This is a genomic window from Pseudomonas sp. NGC7 (genome assembly GCF_047159675.1).
Classification (GTDB): Bacteria; Pseudomonadota; Gammaproteobacteria; order Pseudomonadales; family Pseudomonadaceae; genus Aquipseudomonas; species Aquipseudomonas kermanshahensis.
The window spans coordinates 935,237-960,240 of the sequence record NZ_BAAFZY010000001.1 but is presented as its reverse complement, the minus strand read 5'-3'; the positions used below and the strand labels follow the sequence as shown (position 1 = coordinate 960,240).

Below are 25,004 nucleotides of genomic sequence, written 5' to 3'. Positions count from 1 at the left end.
GCAGTAAGGGAACTATGTGAAGCGAAGCAGTCCGCTGTCACCGCTGTTGCTGGGGGCCTTCGGGCTCCTGGCCCTGAACTTCAACACGGCTGCCCAGGCAGCCGACGACATCGACCCACAACTGCGCCAGATCGGGCCTTCACTGCTACGTGATGCGCCCGACGCGGTGCCCGCCCGCCCACCTATCGGCATGGCCCCCGTCAGCAATGGCGACCGCCTCGGGCTGACCGAAGCGGTGCTGCAAGCCGCGCAATGGCACCCCAGCATCGCCGAGGCCATCGGCAACCTCTACAAGCAAGGCGAAGGCATCAACGTTGCCCGCGCCGGTTACTACCCGCAGATTTCCGGCGGTATCCGCACGGGCTATGACACTGGCTACGGCGGCGACCGCAACAGCCAGGCGCTCAACCTGTCGCTCAAACAAATGCTCTACGACTTCGGCAAGGTCGACAGCGCCGTCAGCGCTGCCCAGGCCGCCGCCGCCCGCGCCCAGGCCAATATCCTTCTGGTGGTCGACGAACTGGCCCGCGACACCGCCTATGCCTGGGTCGAGACCCGCCGCTACGAGCAACTGATCACGATTGCCCGCGACCAGATCCGCGGGGTCGGCGACATCGCCGGCATGGCCCGCCAGCGCAGCGACATGGGCGCCAGCACCCGCTCCGACGTGGTCCAGGCCGAATCCCGGGTAGAGAGCGCCCGCGCCACCCTGGAGGAATACCAGTCACAGTACGAACGCTGGCGCTCGACCTTGGCATCACTGCTCGGCCGGGTCACACCGCCCATGCTCGCCGAGGAATCGCCCCCCGAGCTGAACCAGGCCTGCAAGCGCCCGGGGCAAGGTGATGACCGCCTGCCCGCCGTGTTGATGGCCTTGGCCCAGCGCGCCCAAGGCCAGGCCGAACTGGCCCAGGCCAAGGCCGAGGCCTACCCGACCCTGTCGCTGCAGCCGCAGGTCAACCACTACCTGGACAACGACTACAACCGCGACAACTCACGCATGGACCGCACCCAGGCGGGCATCTACCTGAACGTCGAGGTGCCCATCTACCAAGGCGGTGCCATCAGCGCCCGCACCCGCGCTGCGGGGCATTCGCTGACAGCCGCCGACTCGGCCGAAGATGCTGCACGCCTGCAGGCACGCCGTGGGCTGGCCGAGGCCATGGCGCAGACCTCGGGGCTGGGCCGTCGGCTGAGTTCGCTCGAAGCCCGCCAGGTCAGCATTCAGGAGGCGCGCATGCTTTATGGCCGGCAGTACCTGGACCTGGGCACCCGGCCCCTGCTCGACCTGCTCAACGCCGAGCAGGAAATCTACCAGTCTCGTTTCGAACTCGCCGGCACCCGCTCCGACTTGCTGCGCCTGGATGTCGACTGCCTTTACAACACCGGCGCCCTGCGCACGGCCTTTGGCCTAGAGGGGCGTAACCTGCAAGGTGTGGAGATCCAGCCATGAACGAAACCGTCAATGTGACCCTGCCGAGCCAGGCCCCGGAGCAAACGGCCAACACTCGCCCCGACCTGGGGCCTTGGCTTGAGGTCATGCTCCAGGTCGCGCACCACTATCGCCTGGACGTCTCGCCCCAGCGCATTCGCCTGGCGGCCGTCGAAGATGCCCGCCCGCTGGATGAGATTCTCCGCCACATGGCACGCCAGGCCGGCCTGGCGCTGCGCTTCGTGCGCTTCGATGCCAAAGGCCTGCGGCAGTGGCGCACGCCGCTGGTGCTGGAACTCGACGATGGCCAGCTGGCAGTGGTCGAATCGGTGACCGAAGAAGACGACCTGGCGGTGGTCTTCGCAGGCGACCAGGGCCTGACTTCGCGCCTACCCCGCGACACGCTCAAGGGGCGCATCACCCGGGTCGCCCTGCTGCGCCCGGCGCGGCCGTTGCGTGATGTGCGCACCGACGACTACACCGCCCCCTACGACCGCCACTGGTTTGCGCGTATCGTCCTGCGCGACCTGCGGCCCTATGGGCAGGTGATGGTCGCCTCGCTGGTGGCCAACGTGTTGGCCCTGGCCGGGGTGCTGTTTTCCATGCAGGTCTACGACCGGGTGATCCCCGCCGAATCCCTGCCGACGCTGTACGTGCTGTTTGGTGGCGTGGTGCTGGCGCTGGTGTTCGACTTCAGCATGCGCCTGCTGCGCCTGAAGGTCACCGACCTGCTGGGCAAACGCGCCGACTTGCGTGTCTCTGACCTGGTCTATGGCCATGCGCTGCGCCTGCGCAACTCGGTACGGCCCAAGTCCACCGGCTCGTTCATCTCGCAGTTGCGCGAGCTGGAGTCGATCCGCGACCTGATCACCTCGAGCACCGCCACCGCCCTGGCCGACCTGCCGTTCTTCCTGCTGTTCCTGTTCGTGTTCTGGCTGATCGGCGGCGTGCTGGTGTTCATCCCGCTGGTAGCGCTGCTGGCCATGGTGCTGCCCGGGCTGCTGGCGCAACGGCGCCTGGCACGCCTGGCCAATGCCTCTATGCGTGAGTCGGCGCTGCGTAACGCCATGCTGGTGGAAAGCATCCAGGGCCTGGACGAGATCAAGGCGCTGCAAGCCGAAGCCCGCTTCGAGCGGCAATGGAACCAGTACAACGCCGCCTGCGCCCACACCAACCTGCGCCTGCGCACCTTGACCAATGGCTTGGTGACCTGGACGCAGAACGTGCAGGGCGCGGTGTTCGCCGTGGTCATCGTCATCGGCGCACCGATGGTGATCGCCGGCGACCTCACCACCGGTAGCCTGGTGGCGGCGTCGATGCTGTCGTCGCGCATGATGGCGCCGCTGGCACAGCTGACCCATGTGCTGACCCGCTGGCAACAGGCCAAGGTGGCCCTGCAGGGCTTGGACAAGTTGATGCAGTCACCGGTCGATCACCCTGAAAACGAAGCCCGCGTGCACCTGCCGGCCATCCGCGGCGAGTACCAGCTGCGCCAGGCCAACTTCCGCTACAGCGCGGAGGCGCCTCCCGTCCTCACCATCGGCCAACTGGACATCCAGCCGGGTGAACGCATCGCCGTGCTCGGCCGCAACGGTGCCGGCAAATCCACCCTGCTGCAGGCCCTGGGCGGCGCCATGGACCTGGTCCAAGGCGAAATCAACCTGGACGGCATCGCCCTGGCCCATCTCGACCCCGCCGACCTGCGCCGCGATGTCGGCTTGCTGCCCCAATACTCACGGCTGTTCCACGGCACCCTGCGGGAAAACCTGACCCTGGGTGCCGGCCAGGCCAGTGACCAGGAGTTGGTCGCGGCGCTGGCCGCCACCGGCGCCTTGGAGTTCGTCCGCAGGCTACCCAAAGGTATGGACCACCTGATTCTGGAAGGCGGTGTCGGGTTGTCCGGCGGCCAACGCCAGGCCTTGGTGCTGTCGCGCCTGTTGGTGCGCCAGCCGCAGGTGCTGTTACTGGACGAGCCGACCGCGTCCCTCGACGACATGACCGAACGCAAGTTGCTGGATAACCTCGACCGCTTCTGCCAGGGCCGCACCCTGGTAATCGCCACCCACCGCCTGAGCGTGCTGCAGCGGGTCGACCGGATTATCGTGCTGGATGGCGGCCGCATCGTCATCGACGACAACCGCGATGCCGCGTTGGCCAAACTGCAAGGAGCCCAGGCATGAGCAACCATGAACTCCCGGCGTCCTACCTGGACGGTCAGGACGACCAGGCGGTATTCCGCGCCGGCCGAATCATCACCATCTGCGCGCTGATGCTGGCAGCGTTCCTGGCCTGGGCGGCCTGGTTCGAAGTCACAGAAGTTTCCACCGGCACCGGCAAGGTGATCCCCAGTTCGCGCGAGCAGGTGATCCAGTCGTTCGAGGGTGGCATCGTCGCCCAGATGAGCGTGGCCGAAGGTGACCTGGTCGACCGCGGGCAGGTACTGGCCCAGCTCGACCCGACCAAGACCGCCTCCAGTGTAGGTGAGAGTGAAGCCAAGTACCGCGCGGCCAAGGCCAGCCAGGCCCGCTTGCGTGCAGAGGTCACCGGCAAGCCGCTGGTGTTCCCCGACAGCCTGCGCGACTCCCCCGACCTGGTCGACGCCGAAACCGCGCTGTACCAGACCCGCCGCCGCGGCCTGGAACAGACCCTGGCCGGTATCGACGATTCGCTGCAGCTGGTGCGCAGCGAACTGAAGATCACCGAGAACCTGGCGAAGATGGGCGCTTCAAGCCGCGTCGAGGTGATCCGCCTGAACCGCCAGCGCTCGGAACTCGAGCTCAAGGCCAACGAAGCGCGCTCCGATTACCTGGTACGGGCCCGCGAAGAGCTGGCCAAGGCCAGCGCCGAGGCCGACAGCCTGTCCGAGGTGATCCGCGGGCGCAGCGACTCGCTGACCCGCCTGACCCTGCGCTCGCCGGTGCGCGGTATCGTCAAGGACATCGAGGTCAATACCTTGGGGGGTGTGGTCCAGCCAGGTGGGCAAGTGATGAAGATCGTGCCGATGGATGAACGCCTGCTGATCGAAACCCGCATCGCGCCCCGAGACATCGCCTTCATCCACCCCGACCAGGCCGCCAAGGTGAAGATCAGTGCCTATGACTACTCGGTGTATGGCGGGCTGGAGGGCAAGGTGGTCGGTATCTCGCCGGATACCCTGCAGGATGAGGTGAAGCCGGAGATCTACTACTACCGGGTGTTCATCCGCACCGAGCAGGACAGCCTGCAGAACAAGGCCGGCAAACACTTTGCGATCGTGCCCGGGATGATCGCCACGGTGGATATCCGCACGGGTGAAAAGACCATTCTGGATTACCTGATCAAGCCGTTGAACCGGGCCAGGGAAGCCCTGCGCGAACGCTGATGACCCGGTTATCCGATGCCCTGTAGCAGCAGCCTTGCGCTGCGAAGAGGCCGGTGAATACCCCGCAGTTATGCGTTGCTGTCACCGGCCTCTTCGCAGCACAAGGCTGCTCCTACACGGATTCGGCTGACAGGCTAAAGAGCCGGCTCGGCGGGCCGATATCCTTCTATTCTCTATTCCCACGAAGGTCACCATGGCCACGCAAAAAGCCCGCGCGGATTCGCTGTCCCTGCTGCTGTTCACCCTGCGCAGCGGCAAGCTGATGGCAATCAACCTGCTCAAGGTCAGCGAGATCATCCCCTGCCCTTCACTGACCAAACTGCCCGAATCGCACCCCCACGTGAAAGGCGTGGCCACCTTGCGCGGCAATTCGCTGTCGGTCATCGACCTGTCCCGTGCTATCGGTGAGCGCCCGCTGGCTGACCCTGAAGGTGGCTGCCTGATCGTCACCGAAATCAGCCGCTCGCGCCAAGGCCTGCATGTGCAGGCCGTGAGCCGCATCGTCCACTGCCTGAGCACCGACATCAAACCGCCGCCCTTCGGCTCGGGCAACCGCTCGTTCATCACCGGCGTGACCCGGGTCGACAACGCACTGGTGCAGGTGCTGGACATCGAGAAGGTCATTCACGCCATCACCCCGCCCGCCGCCGAGCCACAGCACGGGGCACTGAGCGAAGAAGACGCAAGCCTGCTGGCCGCCGCCAACATCCTGGTGGTAGACGACAGCCAGGTGGCCTTGCAGCAGTCGGTGCATACCCTGCGCAACCTCGGCATCGAATGCCACACCGCGCGCAGCGCCAAGGATGCGATCAACGTGTTGCTGGACTTGCAGGGCACCGAGCAGGCGATCAACATCATCGTCTCCGACATCGAGATGTCTGAGATGGACGGCTATGCCTTCACCCGCACGCTGCGCGAGACGCCGGACTTCCAGCACCTGTATGTGTTGCTGCACACCTCGCTCGACAGTGCCATGAGCAGCGAAAAAGCCAGGCTCGCTGGGGCCAATGCCATCCTCACCAAGTTCTCCTCGCCCGAGCTGACCGATTGCCTGGTGGTGGCGGCGCGGACGGTGGTGTTTGCCGAGCATTGATACATCAAGCGACAAACTCCCCGGCTTGCCGTCGGGGGTGAGTCGGGCATAATTCGCTCCCCTCGGAAGATTTTTGCCGGAATCGCGTATGAAGTTTTTCAGCTCCCTCCTTGTCGCCTGCGCGCTCTTCAGCGGTGTCGCCCAGGCCTCCAGCAGCCAGGCCTGGAACGAGCAGCGCCAGCAGATGCTCAAGGCGTGCCTTGCCGCCAGCCAGTTCAAGGACGCTCACGCGCGTGGCAAGCCCGCCGAATTCGACGACCAGGTCGGCATGAGCGCCCTGCTGATCGAAGGCGTCTACCCGCAAAAACACATGCAGCAGCGCACCGGCACCGAACTGTGCCTGTACGACCGCCAGCACCAGCGCGCGTTCGTCAGCGAATGGAGCCCGGAAGCCAAGTGACCGACAGCGTGCAATTCGCCTGCACCGGCTGCGGCAAGTGCTGCACTGGCCACCATGTGCCCTTGACCCTCGACGAAGCCCGCCAGTGGGCGGCCTCCGCTGGCCAGGTGGTGGTGCTGATCGAGGCGTTCATGGTCGACGGCCCGGGCATGCCGGTCGAGCAGCGCGAGCATGTGCTGCGCCGCTCCCACCCGGTGGCCTGCGGTGACACTGAGGCCCGCGTTTCGGTAACGTTCGCGGCGTTCAACCCAGGGCGCTGTCGTAACCTCGACGATAACGACCTGTGCACCATCTATGACCAGCGCCCGCTGGTCTGCCGCATCTACCCGGTCGAGATCAACCCGCATATCCCGCTGCGGCCCGAGAACAAGGACTGCCCGCCCGAAGCTTGGCAACAGGGACCTGAGCTGATTCACGGCACGCAAGTGGCCGACCCGCGGCTAGCGGCGCTGGTGCAGGCATCGCGCCAGGCAGACCGAGATGACATCGCGGCCAAGGTTGCCGTGTGCCAGGCGTTGGGCATGACCACGAGTGCGCTGAAAGGTAACGGGTTTACCGCTTATCTGCCGGAGATGGGCGCGTTTGCCGCAGCGCTGGCGCAGGTGCCGGCGGACAACGGTGCGCGGTGGACGCTGCATGTGCAGGATGACGAGCTGACAGCCCGTTTGCAGGGCCATGGTTTGCAGACCACTTGCGAAGCACCGGTTTATTACGCCTTTATTGGTTTTTAGGTAGCCTGAGACAACCATCGGGGCCGCTTCGCAGCCCATCGCAGGCAAGCCAGCTCCTACAGGTACGGCGCCGCCCTGGAGATTTGCGCTGTACCTGTAGGAGCTGGCTTGCCTGCGATGGGCCGCAAAGCGGCCCCATTGGCCTTGAATACTGAAACTGTCAGCGCTGTCAGCCAGGCGTCATGCTGCCGACCCGGTCCGGGGGCTATAAGCTTGAATACAGACAACCGTCCCCACCCTTCTGGCCAAGGTGCCCGCTCCGATGCGACGTCCTTCCCGTTCTGTCATCCTCGCCGCCTTGGCGTTGCTTGTCCTGGTCGTGCTGGGCGTCTGGTTCGGCCAGCGCCAGGAGGCCCCCGCCCCCCGCGCGCAGGCGGCTGTGCCGGTGCGCGTGGTCAGCGTCAGCCAGCAGGATGTGCCGCGCTATGCCAGTGCGATCGGCTCGGTGCTGTCGCTGCACAGCGTCGAGATCCGCGCACAGGTAGAAGGGGTGCTGACCCAGGTACTGGTCAAGGAAGGCCAGTGGGTAAAGGTAGGTGACCTGCTCGCAACCCTCGACGACCGTGCCATCCGCGCCAGCCTCGACCAGGCCCGTGCGCAGCTCGGCCAGAGCCAGGCGCAGATCCAGGTAGCCGGTGTCGACCTCAAGCGCTACCGCCTGCTGAGCACCGATGACGGGGTGTCAAAGCAGACCCTCGACCAGCAACAAGCGCTGGTCAACCAGCTGCAGGCTACGGTCAAGGGCAACCAGGCGGCCATCGCCAATGCCGAGGTGCAACTGTCCTATACCCAAATTCGCTCACCGGTGACCGGCCGGGTCGGCATCCGCAACGTCGACCCCGGCAACCTGGTGCGCAGCAGCGACACCCAGGGCCTGTTCAGCGTGACCCAGATCGACCCGATTGCCGTCGAGTTCGCCCTGCCGCAACAGATGCTGCCTACCCTGCAGAGCTTGCTCAAGGCGCCCGCCCCGGCGCTGGTGCAGGCCTACATGGACGCCGACGGCGAACGCAGCCTGCTGGGTGAAGGCCATCTGGCGCTGATCGACAACCAGATCTCGGCGACCACCGGCACGGTGCGGGTCAAGGCCGAGTTCGACAACCAGGACGGGCGCCTGTGGCCCGGCCAACTGGTCACCATTCGCTTGCGCACGGCCATGCAGGAGAATGCCCTGGTCGTGCCGCCGCCGGTCGTGCAGCGCGGTATCGACGGCCATTTCGTCTACCGCCTGGACGGGGACAAGGTCACCAGCGTGCCGGTCAAGGTGCTGTACCAGGACAGCGGGCTGAACATCATCGCCGGGGTCAAGGCGGGTGATCAGCTGGTGCTCGATGGCCAGTCGCGGCTCAAGCCGGGCTCGCGGGTCGAGGTCACCACCGATGCCCCTGCGCCTTCGGAAATGGCCGACCGCCGGAGCCAGCCATGAATACCCGCAACGGGGTTTCGGCCTGGTGCATCGACCACCCGATCGCCACCCTGCTGCTGACCTTCGCTTTGGTCCTGTTGGGCGCCATCGCCTTCCCTCGGCTGCCGGTAGCTCCGCTGCCAGAGGCCGACTTCCCGACCATCCAGGTCACCGCTCAACTGCCTGGGGCCAGCCCGGAAACCATGGCCTCGTCGGTCGCCACGCCGCTTGAAGTGCAGTTCAGCGCCATCCCCGGCATGACCCAGATGACCAGCAGCAGCGCGCTGGGGTCGACCACGCTGATCCTGCAGTTCACCCTCGACAAGAACATCGATACCGCAGCCCAGGAAGTGCAGGCCGCCATCAACACCGCCACCGCACGGCTGCCACAAGACCTGCCCAACCCGCCGACCTGGCGCAAGGTCAACCCAGCCGACAGCCCGGTGCTGGTGATGACCGTCAGCTCGAACCAGATGCCCGGCAATGACCTGAGCGACTACGCCGAAACCCTGCTGGCCCGGCAGCTGAGCCAGATCGATGGGGTCGGCCTGATCAACATCACCGGGCAACTGCGCCCGGCCATCCGCGTACAAGCGCAACCGGAGAAGCTGGCCGCCATCGGCCTGACCCTCGCCGACCTGCGCCAGGCCATCCAGCAAACCAGCCTTAACCTGGCCAAAGGTGCGCTGTACGGCGAGCACAGCGTGTCGACCATCGCCGCCAACGACCAGCTGTTCCACCCCGAAGACTATGCCCAATTGATCGTCTCGTACCGCGACGGTGCGCCGGTGCACCTGCAGGACGTGGCCAAGGTCATCAATGGCGCCGAGAACGCCTACGTCAAGGCTTGGTCCGGTGACCAGCCGGGGTTGAACCTGGTGATCTTCCGCCAGCCCGGCGCGAACATCGTCGACACCGTCGACCGGGTGTTGGCCGCGCTGCCCAAGCTGCAAGAAATGCTCCCGGCGTCGATCGAGGTGTCGGTATTGCAGGACCGTACCCAAACCATCCGCGCCTCGCTGCATGAGGTGGAGCTGACCTTGATGATCGCCGTGGCCCTGGTGATCGGGGTGATGGCGCTGTTCCTGCGCCAGTGGTCGGCGACCCTGGTGGTGTCCAGCGTGCTCGGCGTGTCGCTGATTGCCAGTTGCGCCTTGATGTACATACTCGGCTTCAGCCTGAACAACCTGACCCTGGTCGCCATCGTCATTTCGGTGGGGTTCGTGGTCGACGATGCAATCGTCGTGGTAGAAAACATCCATCGCCACCTGGAGGCGGGTGACGACAGCCGCACGGCCGCCCTCAAGGGCGCAGGTGAAATCGGCTTTACCGTGGTCTCGATCAGTTTCTCGCTGATCGCTGCCTTCATCCCACTGTTGTTCATGGGCGGGGTGGTTGGGCGGCTGTTCAAGGAGTTCGCCCTGACCGCCACGGCCACCATCCTGATTTCGGTGGTGGTTTCGCTGACCCTGGCACCCACCCTGTGTGCGCTGTTCATGCGCCGCCCGACCGGCGCGCAGCACGGCGGCTTCGGTGAACGCCTGGTCAAGTGGTACGAAAAAGGCCTGAACCGCGCCCTGGCGCACCAGCGCCTGACCCTCGGTGTGTTCGGCGTGACCCTGGCCCTGGCGGTGGTGGGTTATGTGGCCATCCCCAAGGGCTTCTTCCCGTTGCAGGACACCGGTTTCATCCTCGGCACCAGCGAAGCGGCAGCGGACGTGTCGTACCCGGCCATGATCGAGAAACACCAGGCCCTGGCCAAGATCATCGAGGCCGACCCGGCCGTGCGGGCGTTCTCGCATTCCGTCGGCGTCACCGGCAGCAACCAGACCATCGCCAACGGCCGCTTCTGGATCGCCCTCAAGCCCCGCGGCGAACGCGATGTGTCGGCCAGCGAGCTGATCGACCGGCTGCGGCCCAAGCTCGCCCAGGTGCCGGGCATTGTGCTGTACATGCGCGCCGGCCAGGACATCAACCTCAGCTCCGGCCCATCACGCACCCAGTTCCAGTACGTGCTCAAGAGCAACGACGGCGTGGCGCTGAACCTGTGGACCCAGCGCCTGACCGACCGCCTGCGCGAAAACCCGGCGTTGCGTGACCTGTCCAACGACCTGCAACTGGGGGCCAGCGTCACCCGCATCGACATCGACCGCCAGGCCGCCGCACGCTTCGGCCTGACCACCACCGACGTCGACCAGGCGCTGTACGACGCCTTCGGCCAGCGGCAGATCAGCGAGTTCCAGACCGAGACCAACCAGTACAAGGTCATCCTCGAACTGGACGCCCGCCAGCGCGGCAAGGCCGAGAGCCTCAACTACTTCTACCTGCGCTCGCCCCTGAGCAACGAGATGGTGCCCTTGTCGGCGGTGGCCCACGTCGCGCCGCCGAGCACCGGGCCGTTGTCGATCAGCCATGATGGCCTGTTCCCAGCCGCCAACCTGTCGTTCAACCTCGCCCCGGGCGTGGCCCTGGGCGATGCGGTAAGCATCCTTGAGCGCACCCAGCGCGAACTGGGCATGCCCGACTCCATCAGCGGCAACTTCCAGGGTGCGGCGCAGGCCTTCCAGAGTTCACTGTCGAGCCAGCCGTGGCTGATCCTGGCTGCGCTGGTGGCGGTGTACATCATCCTGGGGGTGCTCTACGAGAGCTTCGTCCACCCACTGACGATTATCTCCACCCTGCCCTCGGCGGGCCTGGGCGCGCTGATTCTGCTCTGGGCCATGGGCCAGGACTTCAGCATCATGGGGCTGATCGGCGTGGTGCTGCTGATCGGCATCGTCAAGAAAAACGGCATCCTGCTGATCGACTTTGCCCTCGAGGCCCAGCGCCACCACGGCCTCACACCCGAGCAGGCAATCCACCAGGCCTGCCTGACGCGCTTCCGGCCGATCATCATGACCACCCTCGCCGCCCTGCTCGGCGCGGTACCGCTGATGTTCGGCTTTGGCACCGGCGCCGAGCTGCGCCAGCCACTGGGCATCGCGGTGGTAGGGGGGTTGTTGGTGAGCCAGGCCCTGACGCTGTTCACCACCCCGGTCATATACTTGGCCCTGGAGCGCCTGTTCCACCGCCGCCGGGCCGCCCATGCGGCCGCGCCAAGTGCCAGTTGAGACAAGACCATGCGTGTGCTGATCATCGAAGACGAAGAAAAAACCGCCGACTACCTGCACCGCGGGCTGAGCGAGCAAGGCTTTACCGTGGACCTGGCGCGTGACGGTATCGATGGCCTGCACCTGGCCCTGGAAGGCGACTACGCCGTGATCGTGCTCGATGTGATGCTGCCCGGCCTGGACGGCTATGGCGTGCTGCGCGCCTTGCGCGCGCGCAAGCAGACGCCGGTGATCATGCTGACCGCCCGCGAGCGGGTCGAAGACCGCATCCATGGCCTGCGCGAAGGCGCCGACGACTACCTGGGCAAGCCTTTTTCGTTCCTTGAGCTGGTCGCTCGCCTGCAGGCCCTGACCCGTCGCAGCAGCAGCCATGAACCGCTGCAGATCCAGGTCGCCGACCTGTGGATCGACCTGATGGCGCGCAAGGCCAGCCGCGCCGGCCAGCGCCTAGACCTGACCGCCAAGGAATTCTCGCTGCTCAGTGTGCTGGCCCGCCGCCAAGGCGAAATCCTGTCCAAGACCGCCATCGCCGAGCTGGTCTGGGACATCAACTTCGACAGTGATGCGAATGTCGTCGAGGTGGCGATCAAGCGCCTGCGCGCCAAGCTCGATGGGCCTTTCGACAACAAGTTGCTGCACACCATCCGAGGCATGGGCTATGTCCTGGAAAACCGTGCGGGCTAACTCCATCGCGCTGCGCCTGTCGGCGCTGTTCATCCTGGTGGCGGTGGGGGTGTTTTTGCTGATCGGGTCGGCGTTGTATCGCCAGGTCGACCACAGCCTCGACCTGCTCCCGGCCGCCGAGCTAGATGCACGGTTCAGCGTGCTCGAGTCCACCCTCAACCGCTTCGGCACCGCCGAGCACTGGGCCAAGGTCAGCAACAAGCTCAACCTGCTCAGCGAGGAGGACAAGCGCATCCGCTTCTGGGTGGTCAGCAGCGACCCGGCATACGACTATGGCCACCCCAGCGAACTAGTGCGCGCGTTTGCCGAAGGCCCGCCAGGCATGCGCGACCTGCGCCTGCCAGACCAGCCCTACCCCTACAAAGTCCTGGTCAGCGAGTTGCCGGCCCTGGCCGACCGCCCGCCGCTGCGTTTTCTGATTGGCATCGACACCGAGACCTTCTGGCAGGCGCAACACAGCCTGCTGGTAGCCATCGTCGGCCTGGCAGTGCTCGGTGTGCTGCTGGCGTCGGTGCTCGGTTACTGGGTGGCCCGCATCGGCCTGCGCCCGTTGCTGGCGTTGTCCAACGAAGCCCAGGCACTGGCCCCACCGCGCTTGGACGGGCGCCTGCAAACTAATGATCTGGCCCCTGAACTGGCGCAATTCGCCGGGGCCTTCAACGCCGCGCTTGACCGGGTCAGCCAAGCCTACTCGCGGCTGGAGGCGTTCAACGCCGACGTGGCCCACGAACTGCGCTCGCCACTGACCAACCTGATCGGCCAGACCCAAGTGGCCCTGACCCGCGGTCGCAGTGCCGAGCACTACTTCGAAGTGCTGCAATCCAACCTTGAAGAACTCGAGCGCCTGCGCAGCATCATCAACGACATGCTGTTCCTGGCCAGCGCCGACCAGGGCAGCAAGGCCACCGCGCTGACCCAGGCGTCGCTGGCAGAGGAAGTGGCGACCACGCTGGATTACCTGGACTACATCCTCGAAGACGCGCAGGTCCGCGTGGAGGTCAGTGGTGATGCTCAGGCACCCATCGAAAAAGCCCAACTGCGCCGCGCACTGATCAACCTGCTGAACAACGCGGTGCAGCACACCGCGCCCGACCAAGTGATCGAGGTGCGAATCGAGAACGGGCCGGAACAGGTCACCATTTCCGTGAGTAACCCGGGGCCTGCAATCGATGACGCGCACCTGCCGCTGCTGTTCGAGCGCTTCTATCGGGTGGATGCCGCGCGCAGTAACAGTGGTGGCGGCAACCACGGTTTGGGGCTCGCGATCGTCAAAGCGATCGCCCTGATGCATGGGGGCGAGGTTTTTGTGTACAGCGAGGCCGGCGCCAACACGTTCGGCATTCGCCTGCCAAGCGCTCAACGACGCGGGTTTCCAGCAAAAGCCTGAGTGTTCGCGGCACGATCGTTACCTTTTGCGCAACAGTGCTTATCGTACTTCGCTCTGTTTCCAAGGCCATTGAGGGACTAACTTTAGCCCTGTCCTCATTAGCACTTGCATCGCAAGAAGGTAGTTTCAAATGTCCAACAGTATGGGTATTGCCAGCGTCTTCGTCCTGTCTTCCCTGTTGTTGTCGCCCCTGGCCATGGCCGAAGAATCCCCCGCTTTCGTCGCCCGTAATGCCGAGCTCGCCGCGGTCCATCAAGAAGCCCGCGAAGCCGTAGCCGCACAGCAGACCGATGGCGTAAAAGACGCAAACCAGACAGCTTCCAAAGTGTCCAGCGACGTTAATGCCGATAGCTGATCGACCGTTGTACCTGCTCCCGATTTCCCTTGGCTACGCCATGGGCACCGCTGGTGCCGATATGTTAGCCTTTTAAAGCCGCTGCCAATCAGCGGCTTTTTTTATGTGCTTTAACTATCAGCCCCGCTGTAACGTCCCTAATAAAAAAGTTGCACATTCAAAAATAAAAACTGCCCCACCGTCAGACCAAAGGAGCTAGTACCGGTGCCTTCCGCGTTTCGTTTTACCCCGCTGTTCATTGCATTGACTGCAACGATGCCCACCGCCGCCCAGGCAGATGAAGACAAGGCTGATGGCTTCATCGAAGGTTCTTCATTCAACCTGCATTTTCGCAATGCCTATTTCAACCGCGACAACCACAACGCCGGCGTGCGCGACACCCGCGAGTGGGGCCAGGGCGCGGTTGCACGCTTCGAGTCCGGCTATACCCCGGGCGTGATCGGCGTTGGCGTGGACGCCCATGCCATGCTGGGCCTCAAGCTCGATGGCGGTGGCGGCCATGCCGGCACCAGCATTCTGCCGACGCATGTGAAGGACGACGGCGAACTGGGCGCGGCCCCGCATTCGTTCTCTACCGCAGGCGCAGCGCTCAAGCTCAAAGCGTTTGACACTGAACTCAAGGCCGGTGACCTGTTCCTCACCAACCCAGTGATCGCTGGCGGCGAAACCCGCATGCTGCCGCAGACCTTCCGCGGTGTAAGCCTGACCAACACCAGCGTCGACGGCCTGCTGCTCGAAGGCGGCCAAGTCAGCTTCACCAAGCCGTACAACCAGAGCGGCCACCGCCGCATCGACACCTATTACGGCTCGCTGGACGAACATGACAAGAGCAAGCACCTGAACTGGGCGGGCGCGTCCTGGAGCGGCACGGAAAACATCACCGCCAACCTTTACGCCGCCGAGCTGAAGGACATCTGGAACCAGTACTACGCTGATTTTGACTACACCTACGTGGTCAACGACCTGGTCAGCCTCAACCCGGGCGTGCACTTCTATCACACCCAGGACACCGGCCAGGCCCTGCTGGGCAAGATCGACAACAACACCTACAGCGTACATTTCACCGTCAACGCCGGCTTCCACAGCGTCACGGCCGCCTACCAGCGGGTCAATGGCGATACGCCGTTCGACTACATCAACCTGGGCGACAGCGTGTACCTGGACAACTCGCGCATGTACTCGGACTTCAACGCCCCCAACGAGCGTTCGTGGAAGCTGCAGTACGGCTATGACTTCGCCGGCCTGGGCGTCCCCGGCTTGAGCACGACGCTTTCGTATTCGCGTGGCGAGGCAGACCTGACCAAGGCTGACCAGGGCAACACGCACTACGACTACTACCGCGCCGATGGCAAGAACGCCATGCACTGGGAGCGTGACCTGGATGTGAAGTACGTGTTCCAGGAAGGCGACTTCAAGGACCTTTCGGTGCTGGTGCGTTATGCCGCACACCGTGGCAGCCAGGGTTATGCGTCGATCGACAGCAGCAGTGACAACGATGAACTGCGCGTGATCGTTGATTATCCGCTGAACGTGTTCTGACCCGCTCCTAGTTTCATTGACTTAGCACAGACCCAGTGGGAGCGGGCTTGAAGGCAGGCCTGCGACCACTGTTCTCTGCACCACCACGCGATTCCGTCGGACAAATCTTGTCCGACAATCCCCTCTTCCCTAGAATATCGCCGCCGCGAATGGCCCTGCCTCAGCAGTAGCGAGCATGCTCACCCGATCACCGCGTTTCGCACTCTACAGGTCGCACCCCGAGCTGATCCTCAACCTGGGCAGTTGCCTCGCCGTGCTCGCCATCGTGGCCATCGTCAGCTACCTGCTGGCCCGTGAGCGCGACAGCGTCGAGCTGTCGGCCATCCGTTCTTCCAACAACATCGTCCAGCTGATCGAAAGCGATATCCTGCGCAATGCCGAACTCTACGATCAGTCGTTGCAAGGGCTGATCTGGGCAGTCGGGCGCAAGGAGCTGCCTGAAGTGCCTGGCGTGTTGCGCCAGCGCCTGTTGTTCAATGAAGCCTTCGTCGACCGCAAACGCGGTGACGTACTCTGGCTCGACAAGCAAGGTAACGTGGTGGGCGATTCCACCAGCGCCATACCGCGCCAGGCCAACTTCGCCGACACCGGTGTGTTCAAGGCCCATCAACACAACGCCAACCTCGGCTTGCTGGTCGGCCCGCCGTTCAAGGCCAAGCTGGGCGACCTGGACTGGTGCATCAGTTTCAGCCGGCGCATCCCCGGCCCAGACGGCGAATTCGCCGGCCTGGCAGCGGGTGCCCTGCGCCTCTCGTACTTCAGCGAACTGTTCAAGCGCCTGGACATCGGAGATGACAGCAGCATCAACCTGTTCAATACCGACGGGCAGTTGCTGGCCCGCCAGCCGACCCGCCCGCAAGACCCGCTGATCGGCACCAATTACGCCGAGCGGCCCAACTTCAAGCGCATCCTTGGCGAGCGCAGTGGCAGCTTCACAGCCCTTTCTGCCACCCACGGCACCTCACGCATGTACACCTTCGCCCGGGTCGCCGACCTGCCGCTGATCGTGTTGGTGGCGCACTCGGCCGACGAGGTGTTCCAGTCGTGGCGGCGCACCGCGATTCTGGTCAGCGTGGCCACCGGCGTGCTGTGCATCGGCATCCTCTGGCTAACCTTGCTGCTGGGCCGCGAGCTGCGCCGCCGGCACGAGGCCGAACAAGGCCTGGCCACCCTGGCCGCCACCGACAGCCTGACCGGCCTGGCCAACCGCCGCCGGCTGGACCAGGTGCTGCGCCAGGAGTGGGCACGCGCGCAGCGCAACCACAAACCGTTGGCCGTGCTGATGGTGGATGTGGACCATTTCAAGGCATTCAACCAGCGCCACGGCCACGCGGGTGGTGACCATGCCTTACGCGAAGTGGCGAAGTGCATCGAGGGGTGCATCAGGCGCCCGGCGGACCTGGCGGCACGCTATGGCGGGGAGGAATTTCAGGTGATATTGCCAGAAACCGATCTGGCCGGCGCCACCCTGCTGGCCGAGCGCATTCGGGCCAGCGTCGCGGCCCTGGCGCCCTTTGCCAATGACACCCGTGCCGTCACGGTCAGCATCGGCATCGGCCTCTACGAAGCAAACCCCCAGCACGATCTGGCGAGCGTGCTGGGGGCTGCGGATGAGGCGCTCTACCGGGCCAAGGCCAATGGCCGTAACCGGGTAGAAGGGCCTGGCGACTAGGAGCGGGCGCGGGCGGCGTTACGCAGCGCTTTCACCTGGTCGTGGTTACGTTGCACGCCTTGCAGTTGTTTTTCCACCAGGGTGTAGCTCTGATCGCTGGCGGTACGGCCCAGTTTGACCAGTTTCTCGCGGGCTTCCTTGTAGGCTTTCAGGGCATGGTCCTCGCCCCGCTCGACTTCGTTCAGCACGGCCTCTTCATCCTTGCCGGTGACCATCGCCTTGAGGTTGACCCAACCACGGTGCAGGTCGCCGCTGATGCTGGTGGACGTCTCAGGATCGCCACCCAAGCGGCGCACTTCGCTTTGCAGTTCACCGGCGGCATTGGCGCACTCACCGGCGCGCTGCACGAAGAAGGCTTTCAGCTCTGGGTTCTTGACGTCATCAGCCGACGACTTGAAGCCTTTTTCGCCATCCTTGCTGTATTCGATCAGGTCGTTGAGCACATCAATTACGTCTTTGTTGGGGTTGCTCATTTCACGAACTCCTTGGCAGGTGATAGTCATCTGTAATGGAGCAGCGTTCGTGCCAACCTTAGACATAAAAATAAATCGTTATAAATCAATAAGTTAATCAATTAGAAGAATGTATTCGAAGCGGCGTTCTGCATGATTGCCGCTTGGGCCTTCGTGCAGATTGCAGTATGGTCGGCGCTTTTGAACTGCCAGGTGCGTCGATGAAACCGGAAACCCTCGAACTGCTGGTCACCCGGACCATGCCCTTTGGCAAATACCAAGGCCGGATTATCGCCGACCTGCCGGGCGACTACCTGGCCTGGTTCGCGCGCAAAGGCTTCCCTGCCGGAGAACTGGGCGGGTTATTGGCGTTGATGCATGAAGTCGATCACAACGGGCTGATGGACTTGCTAGAGCCGTTGCGGCAAAAGCATCGGCGCTAACAGCGCCTCATTGGGTGCTGTAGGAGCAGCCTCGTGCTGCGAAGAGGCCATTACCGCTCCAGCCTCTCTACAGCCAAATTGGCCTCTTCGCAGCACAAGGCTGCTCCTACACAGTTCGTGACGGGGTGGGGCTAGCCTTTCACCGGCGCGACAGCCAGTTCCACTTGCTCGCTCTTCTTGATCACCGCATACACCACGGCCGTCAGCAAGCTGCCGGCGACGATCGCCAGCAGGTACAGCAACGCATGGTTGATGGCATTGGGGATCAGCAGCACGAACAGGCCACCGTGCGGCGCCATCAGCTTGCAGCCGAAGTACATCGACAGTGCACCGGTCAAGGCACCCCCGGCGACACTCGCCGGGATCACCCGTAGCGGGTCCTTGGCAGCAAACGGGATGGCACCTTCAGAGATAAAGCACAGCCCCAGTGCCAACGCGGCCTTGCCCGCCTCGCGTTCACTCTGGGCGAACTTGCGCCGGGCGAGGAAGCTGGCAATGCCCAGGCCGATGGGCGGCACCATGCCGGCGGCCATGGTCGCCGCCATGGGGGCATAGCTCGAAGAGGCCAGCAGGCCCACCGAGAAGGCGTAGGCGGCCTTGTTGATCGGGCCGCCCAGGTCGACACACATCATGCCGCCGAGTACCAACCCCAGCAGGATGGCATTGGTGGTGCCCATGCTGTCTAGGAACTGTGTCAGCCCTTCGAGCATGGCTGCCACCGGCTGGCCAACCACGTAGATCATCACCAGGCCCGTGAACAAGCTGGCCAACAGCGGAATGATCAAGATCGGCTTGAGCGCCTCCAGGCTGCTCGGCAAGCGTGCCCAGCGGGCAATGGCCTTGGCGCTGTAGCCGGCGAGAAAACCGGCGATGATGCCGCCGATGAAGCCCGCGCCCAGGGTGCTGGCCAGCAACCCTCCGATCATGCCGGGCGCCAGGCCCGGGCGGTCGGCGATCGACCAGGCGATGTAGCCGGCCAACAGCGGCACCATCAGTTTGAACGCCGCCTCGCCGCCGATCTGCATCAACGCTGCCGGCAAGGTGCCCGGCTCCTTGTAGGCCTCGATGCCGAACACGAACGACAAGGCGATCAGCAGGCCACCCGCCACCACCATCGGCAACATGAACGACACCCCGGTGAGCAGGTGCTTGTACACGCCGGTCTTTTCACCCTTGCCGGAAGCGGAGGCCGCCGCGGCATCTGCAGCGTTCTCGACCTTGCCTTCAGCCAGGGCCTTGTCCAGGGTGGCGCGTGCCTGCTTGAGGGCGATGCCGGTGCCGCAGCGGTAAATGCGCTTGCCGGCAAACCGTGCGGTGGGCACTTCGATGTCGGCGGCCAGCAGCACCACGTCGGCTTCGGCGATGGCTTGGGCAGACAGCGGGTTGCGTGCCCCCACCGAGCCCTGGGTCTCCACGGTGAGTTGATAGCCCTGCTGCTGCGCGGCCTGCTGCAAGGCTTCGGCGGCCATGAACGTGTGCGCGACGCCGGTCGGGCACGCCGTGACCGCGACAATCCGCACGCCAGCGCCACTCAACGCTGCCGGGCTGTCGGGCGTATCCGCCAACAGCTGGGCGTTGGCCGCCGCCTCGTCGAGGAACCCCTCACGGTCGGCCAGGGCCTGGGACGGCGTGCTCTGGTACACGCGCTTGCCGACGAAGCGGGCCAGGTCGATTGGCCCGGTGCTTACTACCAGTACCCAATCGGCCTCGGCAAGCTGGGCCGCCGTCAGTTGCCGCTCGGGGTGCTCGGCGTCCTGCACCTCGACACGGGTGCTCCAGCCACGGCGCTGCGCGGCTGCCGCCAGCAAGCGCGCGCTCAGCACACTGGACACCTGGCCGTTGGGGCAGGCGGTGACAATGGCAATGTTCATCGGCAACCCTCTTGTTGTTCTGTCAGTTGCACGCCGGCTTCAAGGCGTGCCAGTTGCTCGCGGTCACGTATGCCAAAGCCGACCTGGGTCACGGCCTGGGCGGCAATGGCGGTAGCACGGCTCAAGGTCTGCGCGGGCGCCTCGCCACGCAACAGGCCATCGACCATGCCAGCCACCAGCGAATCCCCCGCGCCCACGGTGCTGGCCACCCGCACCGTGGGCGGCTGGGCATGCAGGGCGAGGTCGCAGGCGAACCAGCTGACGCCGTGCTCGCCGGCCGACACCACCACATGCTCGATGCCGCTGGCCAGCAGCCGCTCGGCAGCCGCGCGTTGCTGTGCTGGGGTTTGTACGGCCAGGCCCAGCACCTCGCCCAATTCCTCAGTGTTGGGCTTGACCAGCCAAGGCGCGCTTTGCAGGCCGACGCGCAAGGCTTCGCCGCTGCTGTCGAGGGCGACCTTGAGGCCCTGAGCTTTGAGTTGCTCAAGCAACTGGCGGAACCATTCGGGGCTGATACCCCGTGGCAGGCTGCCGGCCACCACTACCGCGTCATGCCCTGGGGCGATCTGTTCCAGCTGCCGCAGCAACGCGGTACGGGCGGCTTCATCGACTTCTGGTCCCTGGCCGTTGATATCGGTCACGCGGCCGTCAGCTTCGACCAGCTTGATGTTGCTGCGCGTTTCGCCTGGCACGCGGACAAAACAGTCGGCAAAACCACGCCAGGCGATCAAGGCCTCGAACGGCTGCAGGTTGTCCTGCCCAAGAAAGCCGCCCACGGTGACGCTGTGGCCAAGGTCGGCCAAGACCTGGGCAACGTTCAGCCCTTTGCCCGCCGCATCGCTGTGCTGGGCCTGGCTACGGTTGACGTGCCCCGGGCGCAAGGTATCGAGGCTGATGGTGATGTCCAGCGCCGGGTTCAGGGTAAGGGTGAGGATCTTGGCCATCAGTAACGCTCCACCAGCGCGCGAACCGCCGCGGCGCTGTCTTGTTGCAAGGCTTCGCGCGCCAGGGCGCGGGCCGTTTGGTGATCGGCCTGGCGCACCAGGGCTTTGACTTCGGCAATGCTGCGGGCGGCGACGCTCAACTCGTCAACATCCAGGCCAAGCAGCACGGCCACCGCCTGCGGGTCGGCGGCCAGCTCACCGCACACGCCCACCCACTTGCCTTCGGCATGGGCAGCGCGCACGGTCATGTCGATCAGGCTCAATACGGCCGGGTGCAGGCCGTCGGCCTGGGCCGACAGGCTCGGGTGGCCACGGTCGATGGCCAGGGTGTATTGGGTCAGGTCGTTGGTGCCGATGCTGAAGAAGTCCACTTCGCGGGCCAACTGCGGCGCCAGCAGGGCTGCCGAGGGCACCTCGACCATGATCCCCAGTTGCAGGTCGGCCACGGGGATTTCCAAACGCAGGCGCTCGACCATGGCCCGCGCTTCACGCCATTCGTGCACCTGGCCGACCATCGGGAACATGATCCGCAGCGGGCGCTGGTCAGCGGCGCGCAGCAAGGCGCGCAACTGGTCTTCCATGACCTGCGGGCGCTGCAACGTCAAACGCACACCGCGCACACCGAGGAAGGGGTTGTCTTCGGCAGCGATCGGCCAGTACGGCAGCGGCTTGTCGCCGCCGACATCCAGGGTGCGCACCACCAGGGGCCGCCCACCCAGGCCATCGAGCACGCGGCGGTACTCGGCCTCTTGGGTGGCGACGTCGGGTGCCTGGGGGTGGGCCATGAAGATCAGTTCGGTGCGCAGCAGCCCGACACCTTCCGCGCCCTGCTCCACCACCTTGTCGATACCGCTGCTCTCACCGATGTTGGCGAAAACCTCGACCGCATGGCCATCGCGGGTGACTGCCGGTTCATGGCGATGGGCCCAGGCTGCCTGCAAGCGCTGTTCGCGCTGGTCGCGCTCGGCCAGGGCACGCTGCAGCTCGGCGGCCGCTGGCGCAACACTGACCACACCGCGTTGCCCATCGAGCAGCAATGGCGTGCCGGCCTCGAGCAGCAGAATCGACGCACCGGCGCCGACCACTGCCGGAATGCCCAGGGCACGCGCGACAATGGCGCTGTGGGCCGTCGCGCCGCCTTGGGCGGTAACGATACCGGCGACCCGGCTCGGGTCCAGCCTGGCCACATCGGAAGGGCCAACCTCGGTCATCACCAGCACATAGGGCTGTTCCGGCTCGACCTGCGCCTGCACACCGCACAACTGGGCCAGCACGCGTCGGCCGATGTCGCGCAGGTCAGCGGCCCGTTCGGCGAGCAAAGCATCGTGCAGCGACTCTTGCTGCCGGGCAGCCGCCTCGATCACCGCCATCCACGCCGCCGGGGCGCTTTCGCCCTGGGCCAGGCGCTGCTCGACATCGTCGGCCAACGCCGGGTCGGCGAGCATTTCTTGGTGGGTGACGAAGATCTCGCCGATGGCCTTGTCGCTGCGCTGCACCAAGTTGTGCAGCTCGCTGTTCACCGTTGCCAAGGCCTCGCGCAGCTTGGCCCGTTCCTGGGCGAGGGATTCGCCGCGCAGGGGGTAATCAATGTCGCGCTCGACGCAGACGTGCGCCGGGCCACTGGCAATCCCAGGCGCCGCGCCTACACCCTGGATCCGGCTGCCTGCGGCGGGTGCCTGAAGCACTTCGAGCGGCAGGCTGGCTAGCGGTGCGGGGCTTTGTGGCAGCGGCTCGACGTCCTCGCCCAAGCCCGCTTCGATGGCCGCCAGCAGCGCTGGCAAGGCATCGGCGGCGATGGCCGGTTCGGCAATCAGTTCCAGCTCCTGGCCACGGCGGGCGCCGAGGCTCAGCAGCTTGCTAAGGCTCTTGACCGACACCGCTGGCTGCGCGCTGTCGGTCAGCCGCACACGGATTTCGCCCTCGAAGCCTTTGGCCAGTTGCGCCAGCACCTTGGCCGGGCGGGCATGCAAACCATGGGGGTTGGCCAACAGGATGCGCGCGCTGGGCCAATCCGCCGGCGCCTCACCGCCCAGCACCTGCAGCACCGCACGGCTGCTGGTGGCCTGGTAGAGCATCTGCCCGCGCCCTTCGATCAGCACTTCGCACAAGCGCTCGAGCAAAGCCTGATGAGCGGCGCCGAGGCTGGCCAGACAGAACAGGCCGTTGAGCGGCTGATCGCGATAGCGCAGCGGTTGTTGCGGGGTGATGAATGCCAGGCCCGGCTGGCGCACCTGGCGCTCACTGTGCAGCCACCACAGGCCATCGCCCAGTGGCAAAGGCTCGGCCTGCTGCAGCACGGCGGCAAAGCCACTGTCGACGCAACCGGCGCGCTGCAGCAGGCGCGCACCGCGCCAGGCCAGCTCGTCAAAATCTTCGGCCGGCAGGTTCAAGCCAACCAGTTGCGCATCCAACGCCAACGCCTGTGGCGCGCCTTGCAGCAGTTTGAGCAAGGCCTCGGCAGAGCTGGCCCGGCGCAGCGCCTCGGCCAGGTCGGTCTCGCCCAGGGCACGGGTCAGCAATTGCAGCAGGCGCAGGTGCTCATCGGAACGGGCGGCGATGCCGATGGCCAGGTAGACCCTTTGGCCATCGCCCCAGTCCACGCCTTCGGGGAACTGCAGCAAGCGCACACCGGTGGTGTGGACCAGGTCGCGGGTCTGCGGCGTGCCATGCGGGATGGCAATGCCCTGCCCGAGGAAGGTCGAGCCTTGCGCCTCGCGGGCCTGCAGGCCCGCAAGGTAGCCCTCGGCGACCAGGCCGTCGGCCACCAGCTGATCTGCCAGCAGGCGCAAGGCCTCGGCCTTGTCCGCGGCCTTCTGGCCCATGGCTATTTGCCCTGTGGCGAGCTCGAGCATGCCCTTCTCCTTTTGCAGTGCCCAGGTGGGGTACTGAGGTATTGTTGTCGAAAATGGCCAGTTGAACAGCCTTGCGCAGATGGCAGCCGAGGCAGAAAATTTGGCAGCTGAAACGATTAATCTGACCAGGCGGCCACGTTACTCGATAATCTCCCGAGGAAAAAGCCCCATCCTGTCGGACAATTGCGACAATGGTCGTCTGCGCGCGAGCGCAGCTCCGGGTCAAACTATCCGGTCTGGCCTCGCAGCCAGCCCCGGTAATAACAAGGAAAATTCGGTGAAACTCAGCGATATCGCCCGTCTGGCCGGTGTGTCCGTGACCACTGCCAGCTACGTCATCAATGGCAAGGCCGAACAGCAGCGCATCAGCAGCAGCACTGTCGAGCGCGTGCGCGCAGTGGTCGAGGCCCATGGCTTCACGCCCAACCCGCAAGCCGCCGGCCTGCGCAGCCGGCATACCCGCACATTGGGCTTCATTCTCCCGGATCTGGAGAACCCCAGCTACGCCCGCATCGCCAAGCAGCTCGAGCAAGGCGCCCGCGCCCGTGGCTATCAGTTGCTGATTGCCAGCAGCGATGACCAGCCGAACAGCGAGCGCCAGCTGCAGCAACTGTTCCGCGCCCGTCGTTGCGATGCCCTGTTCGTCGCCAGCTGCTTGCCTGTGGAAGACGACAGTTACCGTGAGCTGCAAGACAAAGGCCTGCCGGTGATCGCCATCGACCGTCGCCTGGACCCCGCACACTTCTGCTCGGTGATCAGCGATGATCGCGACGCCAGCCGTCAGCTGGCCGCCAGCCTGCTCAGCGCAGCCCCGCGCAGCATCGCCCTGATTGGCGCCCGCCCGGAGCTTTCGGTCAGTCAGGCCCGTGCCGGCGGCTTCGACGAAGCCCTGCAAGGCTATGCAGGTGAGGTGCGCCGTTATCAGGGTGAGGCGTTCAGTCGTGAATGCGGTCAGCGCCTGATGCAGCAACTGATCGACGAACAGGGTGGCCTGCCGGATGCCCTGGTAACCACCTCCTACGTGCTGCTGCAGGGCGTGTTCGACACCTTGCAGGCGCGACCCGCCGACTCGCGCCAGCTGCAGTTGGGCACCTTCGGTGACAACCAGTTGCTCGACTTCCTGCCGCTTCCGGTCAACGCCATGGCCCAACAGCACGGGCTGATCGCTGCCACTGCGCTAGAGCTGGCCCTGGCAGCCATCGAGGAAGAGCGTTACGAGCCCGGCGTGCACGCCATCGGCCGAACCTTCAAGCAACGTATCCCAGCGGCCTGA

General features: G+C 65.0%; 19 protein-coding genes. 15 read left to right on the top strand and 4 right to left on the bottom strand.

Going from position 1 to position 25,004, the window contains the following annotated elements:
* Positions 1 to 16: 16 nt before the first annotated feature.
* From ACMCNM_RS04415 to ACMCNM_RS04355, 13 genes are all read left to right on the top strand, one after another.
* The gene (locus tag ACMCNM_RS04415; protein ID WP_099452941.1) at positions 17 to 1,453 is read left to right on the top strand and encodes a TolC family outer membrane protein; all 1,437 of its coding nucleotides are present in this window, start codon (positions 17 to 19) and stop codon (positions 1,451 to 1,453) included.
* Entirely contained in the window at positions 1,450 to 3,612 is a 2,163-nt protein-coding gene (locus tag ACMCNM_RS04410) for a type I secretion system permease/ATPase (RefSeq protein ID WP_186681790.1), read from the top strand. The genes ACMCNM_RS04415 and ACMCNM_RS04410 overlap by 4 nt, the downstream gene beginning before the upstream one ends.
* Complete coding sequence (locus tag ACMCNM_RS04405; RefSeq protein ID WP_027595497.1) at positions 3,609 to 4,793, top strand: HlyD family type I secretion periplasmic adaptor subunit; 1,185 nt, start codon at positions 3,609 to 3,611, stop codon at positions 4,791 to 4,793. Before ACMCNM_RS04410 ends, ACMCNM_RS04405 begins: the two co-directional genes overlap by 4 nt.
* Before the next feature lie 193 nt (positions 4,794 to 4,986).
* Positions 4,987 to 5,886 carry a chemotaxis protein gene (locus ACMCNM_RS04400; RefSeq protein WP_027595496.1) on the top strand — a complete coding sequence of 300 codons (900 nt, stop codon included), beginning with the start codon at positions 4,987 to 4,989 and terminating at the stop codon, positions 5,884 to 5,886.
* An 88-nt stretch (positions 5,887 to 5,974) separates the two neighbouring features.
* Complete coding sequence (locus ACMCNM_RS04395; RefSeq protein WP_027595495.1) at positions 5,975 to 6,286, top strand: hypothetical protein; 312 nt, start codon at positions 5,975 to 5,977, stop codon at positions 6,284 to 6,286.
* Complete coding sequence (locus tag ACMCNM_RS04390) at positions 6,283 to 7,017, top strand: YkgJ family cysteine cluster protein (protein ID WP_412763995.1); 735 nt, start codon at positions 6,283 to 6,285, stop codon at positions 7,015 to 7,017. Before ACMCNM_RS04395 ends, ACMCNM_RS04390 begins: the two co-directional genes overlap by 4 nt.
* A 262-nt stretch (positions 7,018 to 7,279) precedes the next feature.
* Positions 7,280 to 8,443 carry an efflux RND transporter periplasmic adaptor subunit gene (locus ACMCNM_RS04385; RefSeq protein WP_412763994.1) on the top strand — a complete coding sequence of 388 codons (1,164 nt, stop codon included), beginning with the start codon at positions 7,280 to 7,282 and terminating at the stop codon, positions 8,441 to 8,443.
* Positions 8,440 to 11,532 carry a multidrug efflux RND transporter permease subunit gene (locus ACMCNM_RS04380; RefSeq protein WP_412763993.1) on the top strand — a complete coding sequence of 1,031 codons (3,093 nt, stop codon included), beginning with the start codon at positions 8,440 to 8,442 and terminating at the stop codon, positions 11,530 to 11,532. Before ACMCNM_RS04385 ends, ACMCNM_RS04380 begins: the two co-directional genes overlap by 4 nt.
* A 9-nt stretch (positions 11,533 to 11,541) precedes the next feature.
* Complete coding sequence (locus ACMCNM_RS04375) at positions 11,542 to 12,216, top strand: heavy metal response regulator transcription factor (protein WP_027595491.1); 675 nt, start codon at positions 11,542 to 11,544, stop codon at positions 12,214 to 12,216.
* Complete coding sequence (locus ACMCNM_RS04370; RefSeq protein WP_186681781.1) at positions 12,191 to 13,603, top strand: heavy metal sensor histidine kinase; 1,413 nt, start codon at positions 12,191 to 12,193, stop codon at positions 13,601 to 13,603. The genes ACMCNM_RS04375 and ACMCNM_RS04370 overlap by 26 nt, the downstream gene beginning before the upstream one ends.
* A gap of 130 nt (positions 13,604 to 13,733) precedes the next feature.
* Complete coding sequence (locus ACMCNM_RS04365; protein WP_085274088.1) at positions 13,734 to 13,958, top strand: hypothetical protein; 225 nt, start codon at positions 13,734 to 13,736, stop codon at positions 13,956 to 13,958.
* A gap of 204 nt (positions 13,959 to 14,162) precedes the next feature.
* Positions 14,163 to 15,497 carry an OprD family outer membrane porin gene (locus tag ACMCNM_RS04360; protein WP_186681779.1) on the top strand — a complete coding sequence of 445 codons (1,335 nt, stop codon included), beginning with the start codon at positions 14,163 to 14,165 and terminating at the stop codon, positions 15,495 to 15,497.
* Between the two features lie 175 nt (positions 15,498 to 15,672).
* Entirely contained in the window at positions 15,673 to 17,169 is a 1,497-nt protein-coding gene (locus ACMCNM_RS04355) for a sensor domain-containing diguanylate cyclase (RefSeq protein WP_027595487.1), read from the top strand.
* On the opposite strand, the gene ACMCNM_RS04350 is transcribed toward ACMCNM_RS04355, so the two are convergent.
* On the bottom strand, positions 17,166 to 17,642 hold the full coding sequence (locus tag ACMCNM_RS04350; protein WP_027595486.1) for a ferritin-like domain-containing protein: 477 nt from the start codon (positions 17,640 to 17,642) through the stop codon (positions 17,166 to 17,168). The genes ACMCNM_RS04355 and ACMCNM_RS04350 overlap by 4 nt on opposite strands.
* A gap of 200 nt (positions 17,643 to 17,842) precedes the next feature.
* Between ACMCNM_RS04350 and ACMCNM_RS04345 the strand changes: the two genes are divergently transcribed.
* Positions 17,843 to 18,064, top strand: a complete 222-nt coding sequence (locus tag ACMCNM_RS04345; RefSeq protein WP_027595485.1) for a DUF3820 family protein — start codon at positions 17,843 to 17,845, stop codon at positions 18,062 to 18,064.
* A 131-nt stretch (positions 18,065 to 18,195) separates the two neighbouring features.
* Here ACMCNM_RS04345 and ACMCNM_RS04340 read toward each other — a convergent pair whose 3' ends face one another.
* From ACMCNM_RS04340 to ptsP, 3 genes are read right to left on the bottom strand one after another with little or no spacing between them, the layout of a single operon-like run.
* Positions 18,196 to 19,935: a PTS fructose-like transporter subunit IIB gene (locus ACMCNM_RS04340; RefSeq protein ID WP_027594420.1), complete on the bottom strand. Its 1,740-nt coding sequence runs from the start codon at positions 19,933 to 19,935 to the stop codon at positions 18,196 to 18,198.
* Positions 19,932 to 20,879 (bottom strand): 1-phosphofructokinase, encoded by a 948-nt coding sequence (gene pfkB, locus ACMCNM_RS04335; RefSeq protein ID WP_339550195.1) that lies wholly within the window; start codon positions 20,877 to 20,879, stop codon positions 19,932 to 19,934. Before pfkB ends, ACMCNM_RS04340 begins: the two co-directional genes overlap by 4 nt.
* Complete coding sequence (gene ptsP, locus ACMCNM_RS04330) at positions 20,879 to 23,731, bottom strand: phosphoenolpyruvate--protein phosphotransferase (protein WP_412763992.1); 2,853 nt, start codon at positions 23,729 to 23,731, stop codon at positions 20,879 to 20,881. Before ptsP ends, pfkB begins: the two co-directional genes overlap by 1 nt.
* 277 nt (positions 23,732 to 24,008) lie before the next feature.
* Between ptsP and cra the strand changes: the two genes are divergently transcribed.
* On the top strand, positions 24,009 to 25,004 hold the full coding sequence (cra, locus tag ACMCNM_RS04325) for a catabolite repressor/activator (protein ID WP_412763991.1): 996 nt from the start codon (positions 24,009 to 24,011) through the stop codon (positions 25,002 to 25,004).

Excerpts from the sequence above, each read along its gene's own strand:
- ACMCNM_RS04410 (WP_186681790.1), top strand. The coding sequence starts at position 1,450 with ATGAACGAAACCGTCAATGTGACCCTGCCGAGCCAGGCCCCGGAGCAA.
- ACMCNM_RS04405 (WP_027595497.1), top strand. The coding sequence starts at position 3,609 with ATGAGCAACCATGAACTCCCGGCGTCCTACCTGGACGGTCAGGACGAC.
- ACMCNM_RS04400 (WP_027595496.1), top strand. The coding sequence starts at position 4,987 with ATGGCCACGCAAAAAGCCCGCGCGGATTCGCTGTCCCTGCTGCTGTTC.
- ACMCNM_RS04395 (WP_027595495.1), top strand. The coding sequence starts at position 5,975 with ATGAAGTTTTTCAGCTCCCTCCTTGTCGCCTGCGCGCTCTTCAGCGGT.
- ACMCNM_RS04385 (WP_412763994.1), top strand. The coding sequence starts at position 7,280 with ATGCGACGTCCTTCCCGTTCTGTCATCCTCGCCGCCTTGGCGTTGCTT.
- ACMCNM_RS04380 (WP_412763993.1), top strand. The coding sequence starts at position 8,440 with ATGAATACCCGCAACGGGGTTTCGGCCTGGTGCATCGACCACCCGATC.
- ACMCNM_RS04375 (WP_027595491.1), top strand. The coding sequence starts at position 11,542 with ATGCGTGTGCTGATCATCGAAGACGAAGAAAAAACCGCCGACTACCTG.
- ACMCNM_RS04370 (WP_186681781.1), top strand. The coding sequence starts at position 12,191 with ATGTCCTGGAAAACCGTGCGGGCTAACTCCATCGCGCTGCGCCTGTCG.
- ACMCNM_RS04365 (WP_085274088.1), top strand. The coding sequence starts at position 13,734 with ATGTCCAACAGTATGGGTATTGCCAGCGTCTTCGTCCTGTCTTCCCTG.
- ACMCNM_RS04355 (WP_027595487.1), top strand. The coding sequence starts at position 15,673 with ATGCTCACCCGATCACCGCGTTTCGCACTCTACAGGTCGCACCCCGAG.
- ACMCNM_RS04350 (WP_027595486.1), bottom strand. The coding sequence starts at position 17,642 with ATGAGCAACCCCAACAAAGACGTAATTGATGTGCTCAACGACCTGATC.
- ACMCNM_RS04345 (WP_027595485.1), top strand. The coding sequence starts at position 17,843 with ATGAAACCGGAAACCCTCGAACTGCTGGTCACCCGGACCATGCCCTTT.
- ACMCNM_RS04340 (WP_027594420.1), bottom strand. The coding sequence starts at position 19,935 with ATGAACATTGCCATTGTCACCGCCTGCCCCAACGGCCAGGTGTCCAGT.
- pfkB (WP_339550195.1), bottom strand. The coding sequence starts at position 20,879 with ATGGCCAAGATCCTCACCCTTACCCTGAACCCGGCGCTGGACATCACC.
- ptsP (WP_412763992.1), bottom strand. The coding sequence starts at position 23,731 with ATGCTCGAGCTCGCCACAGGGCAAATAGCCATGGGCCAGAAGGCCGCG.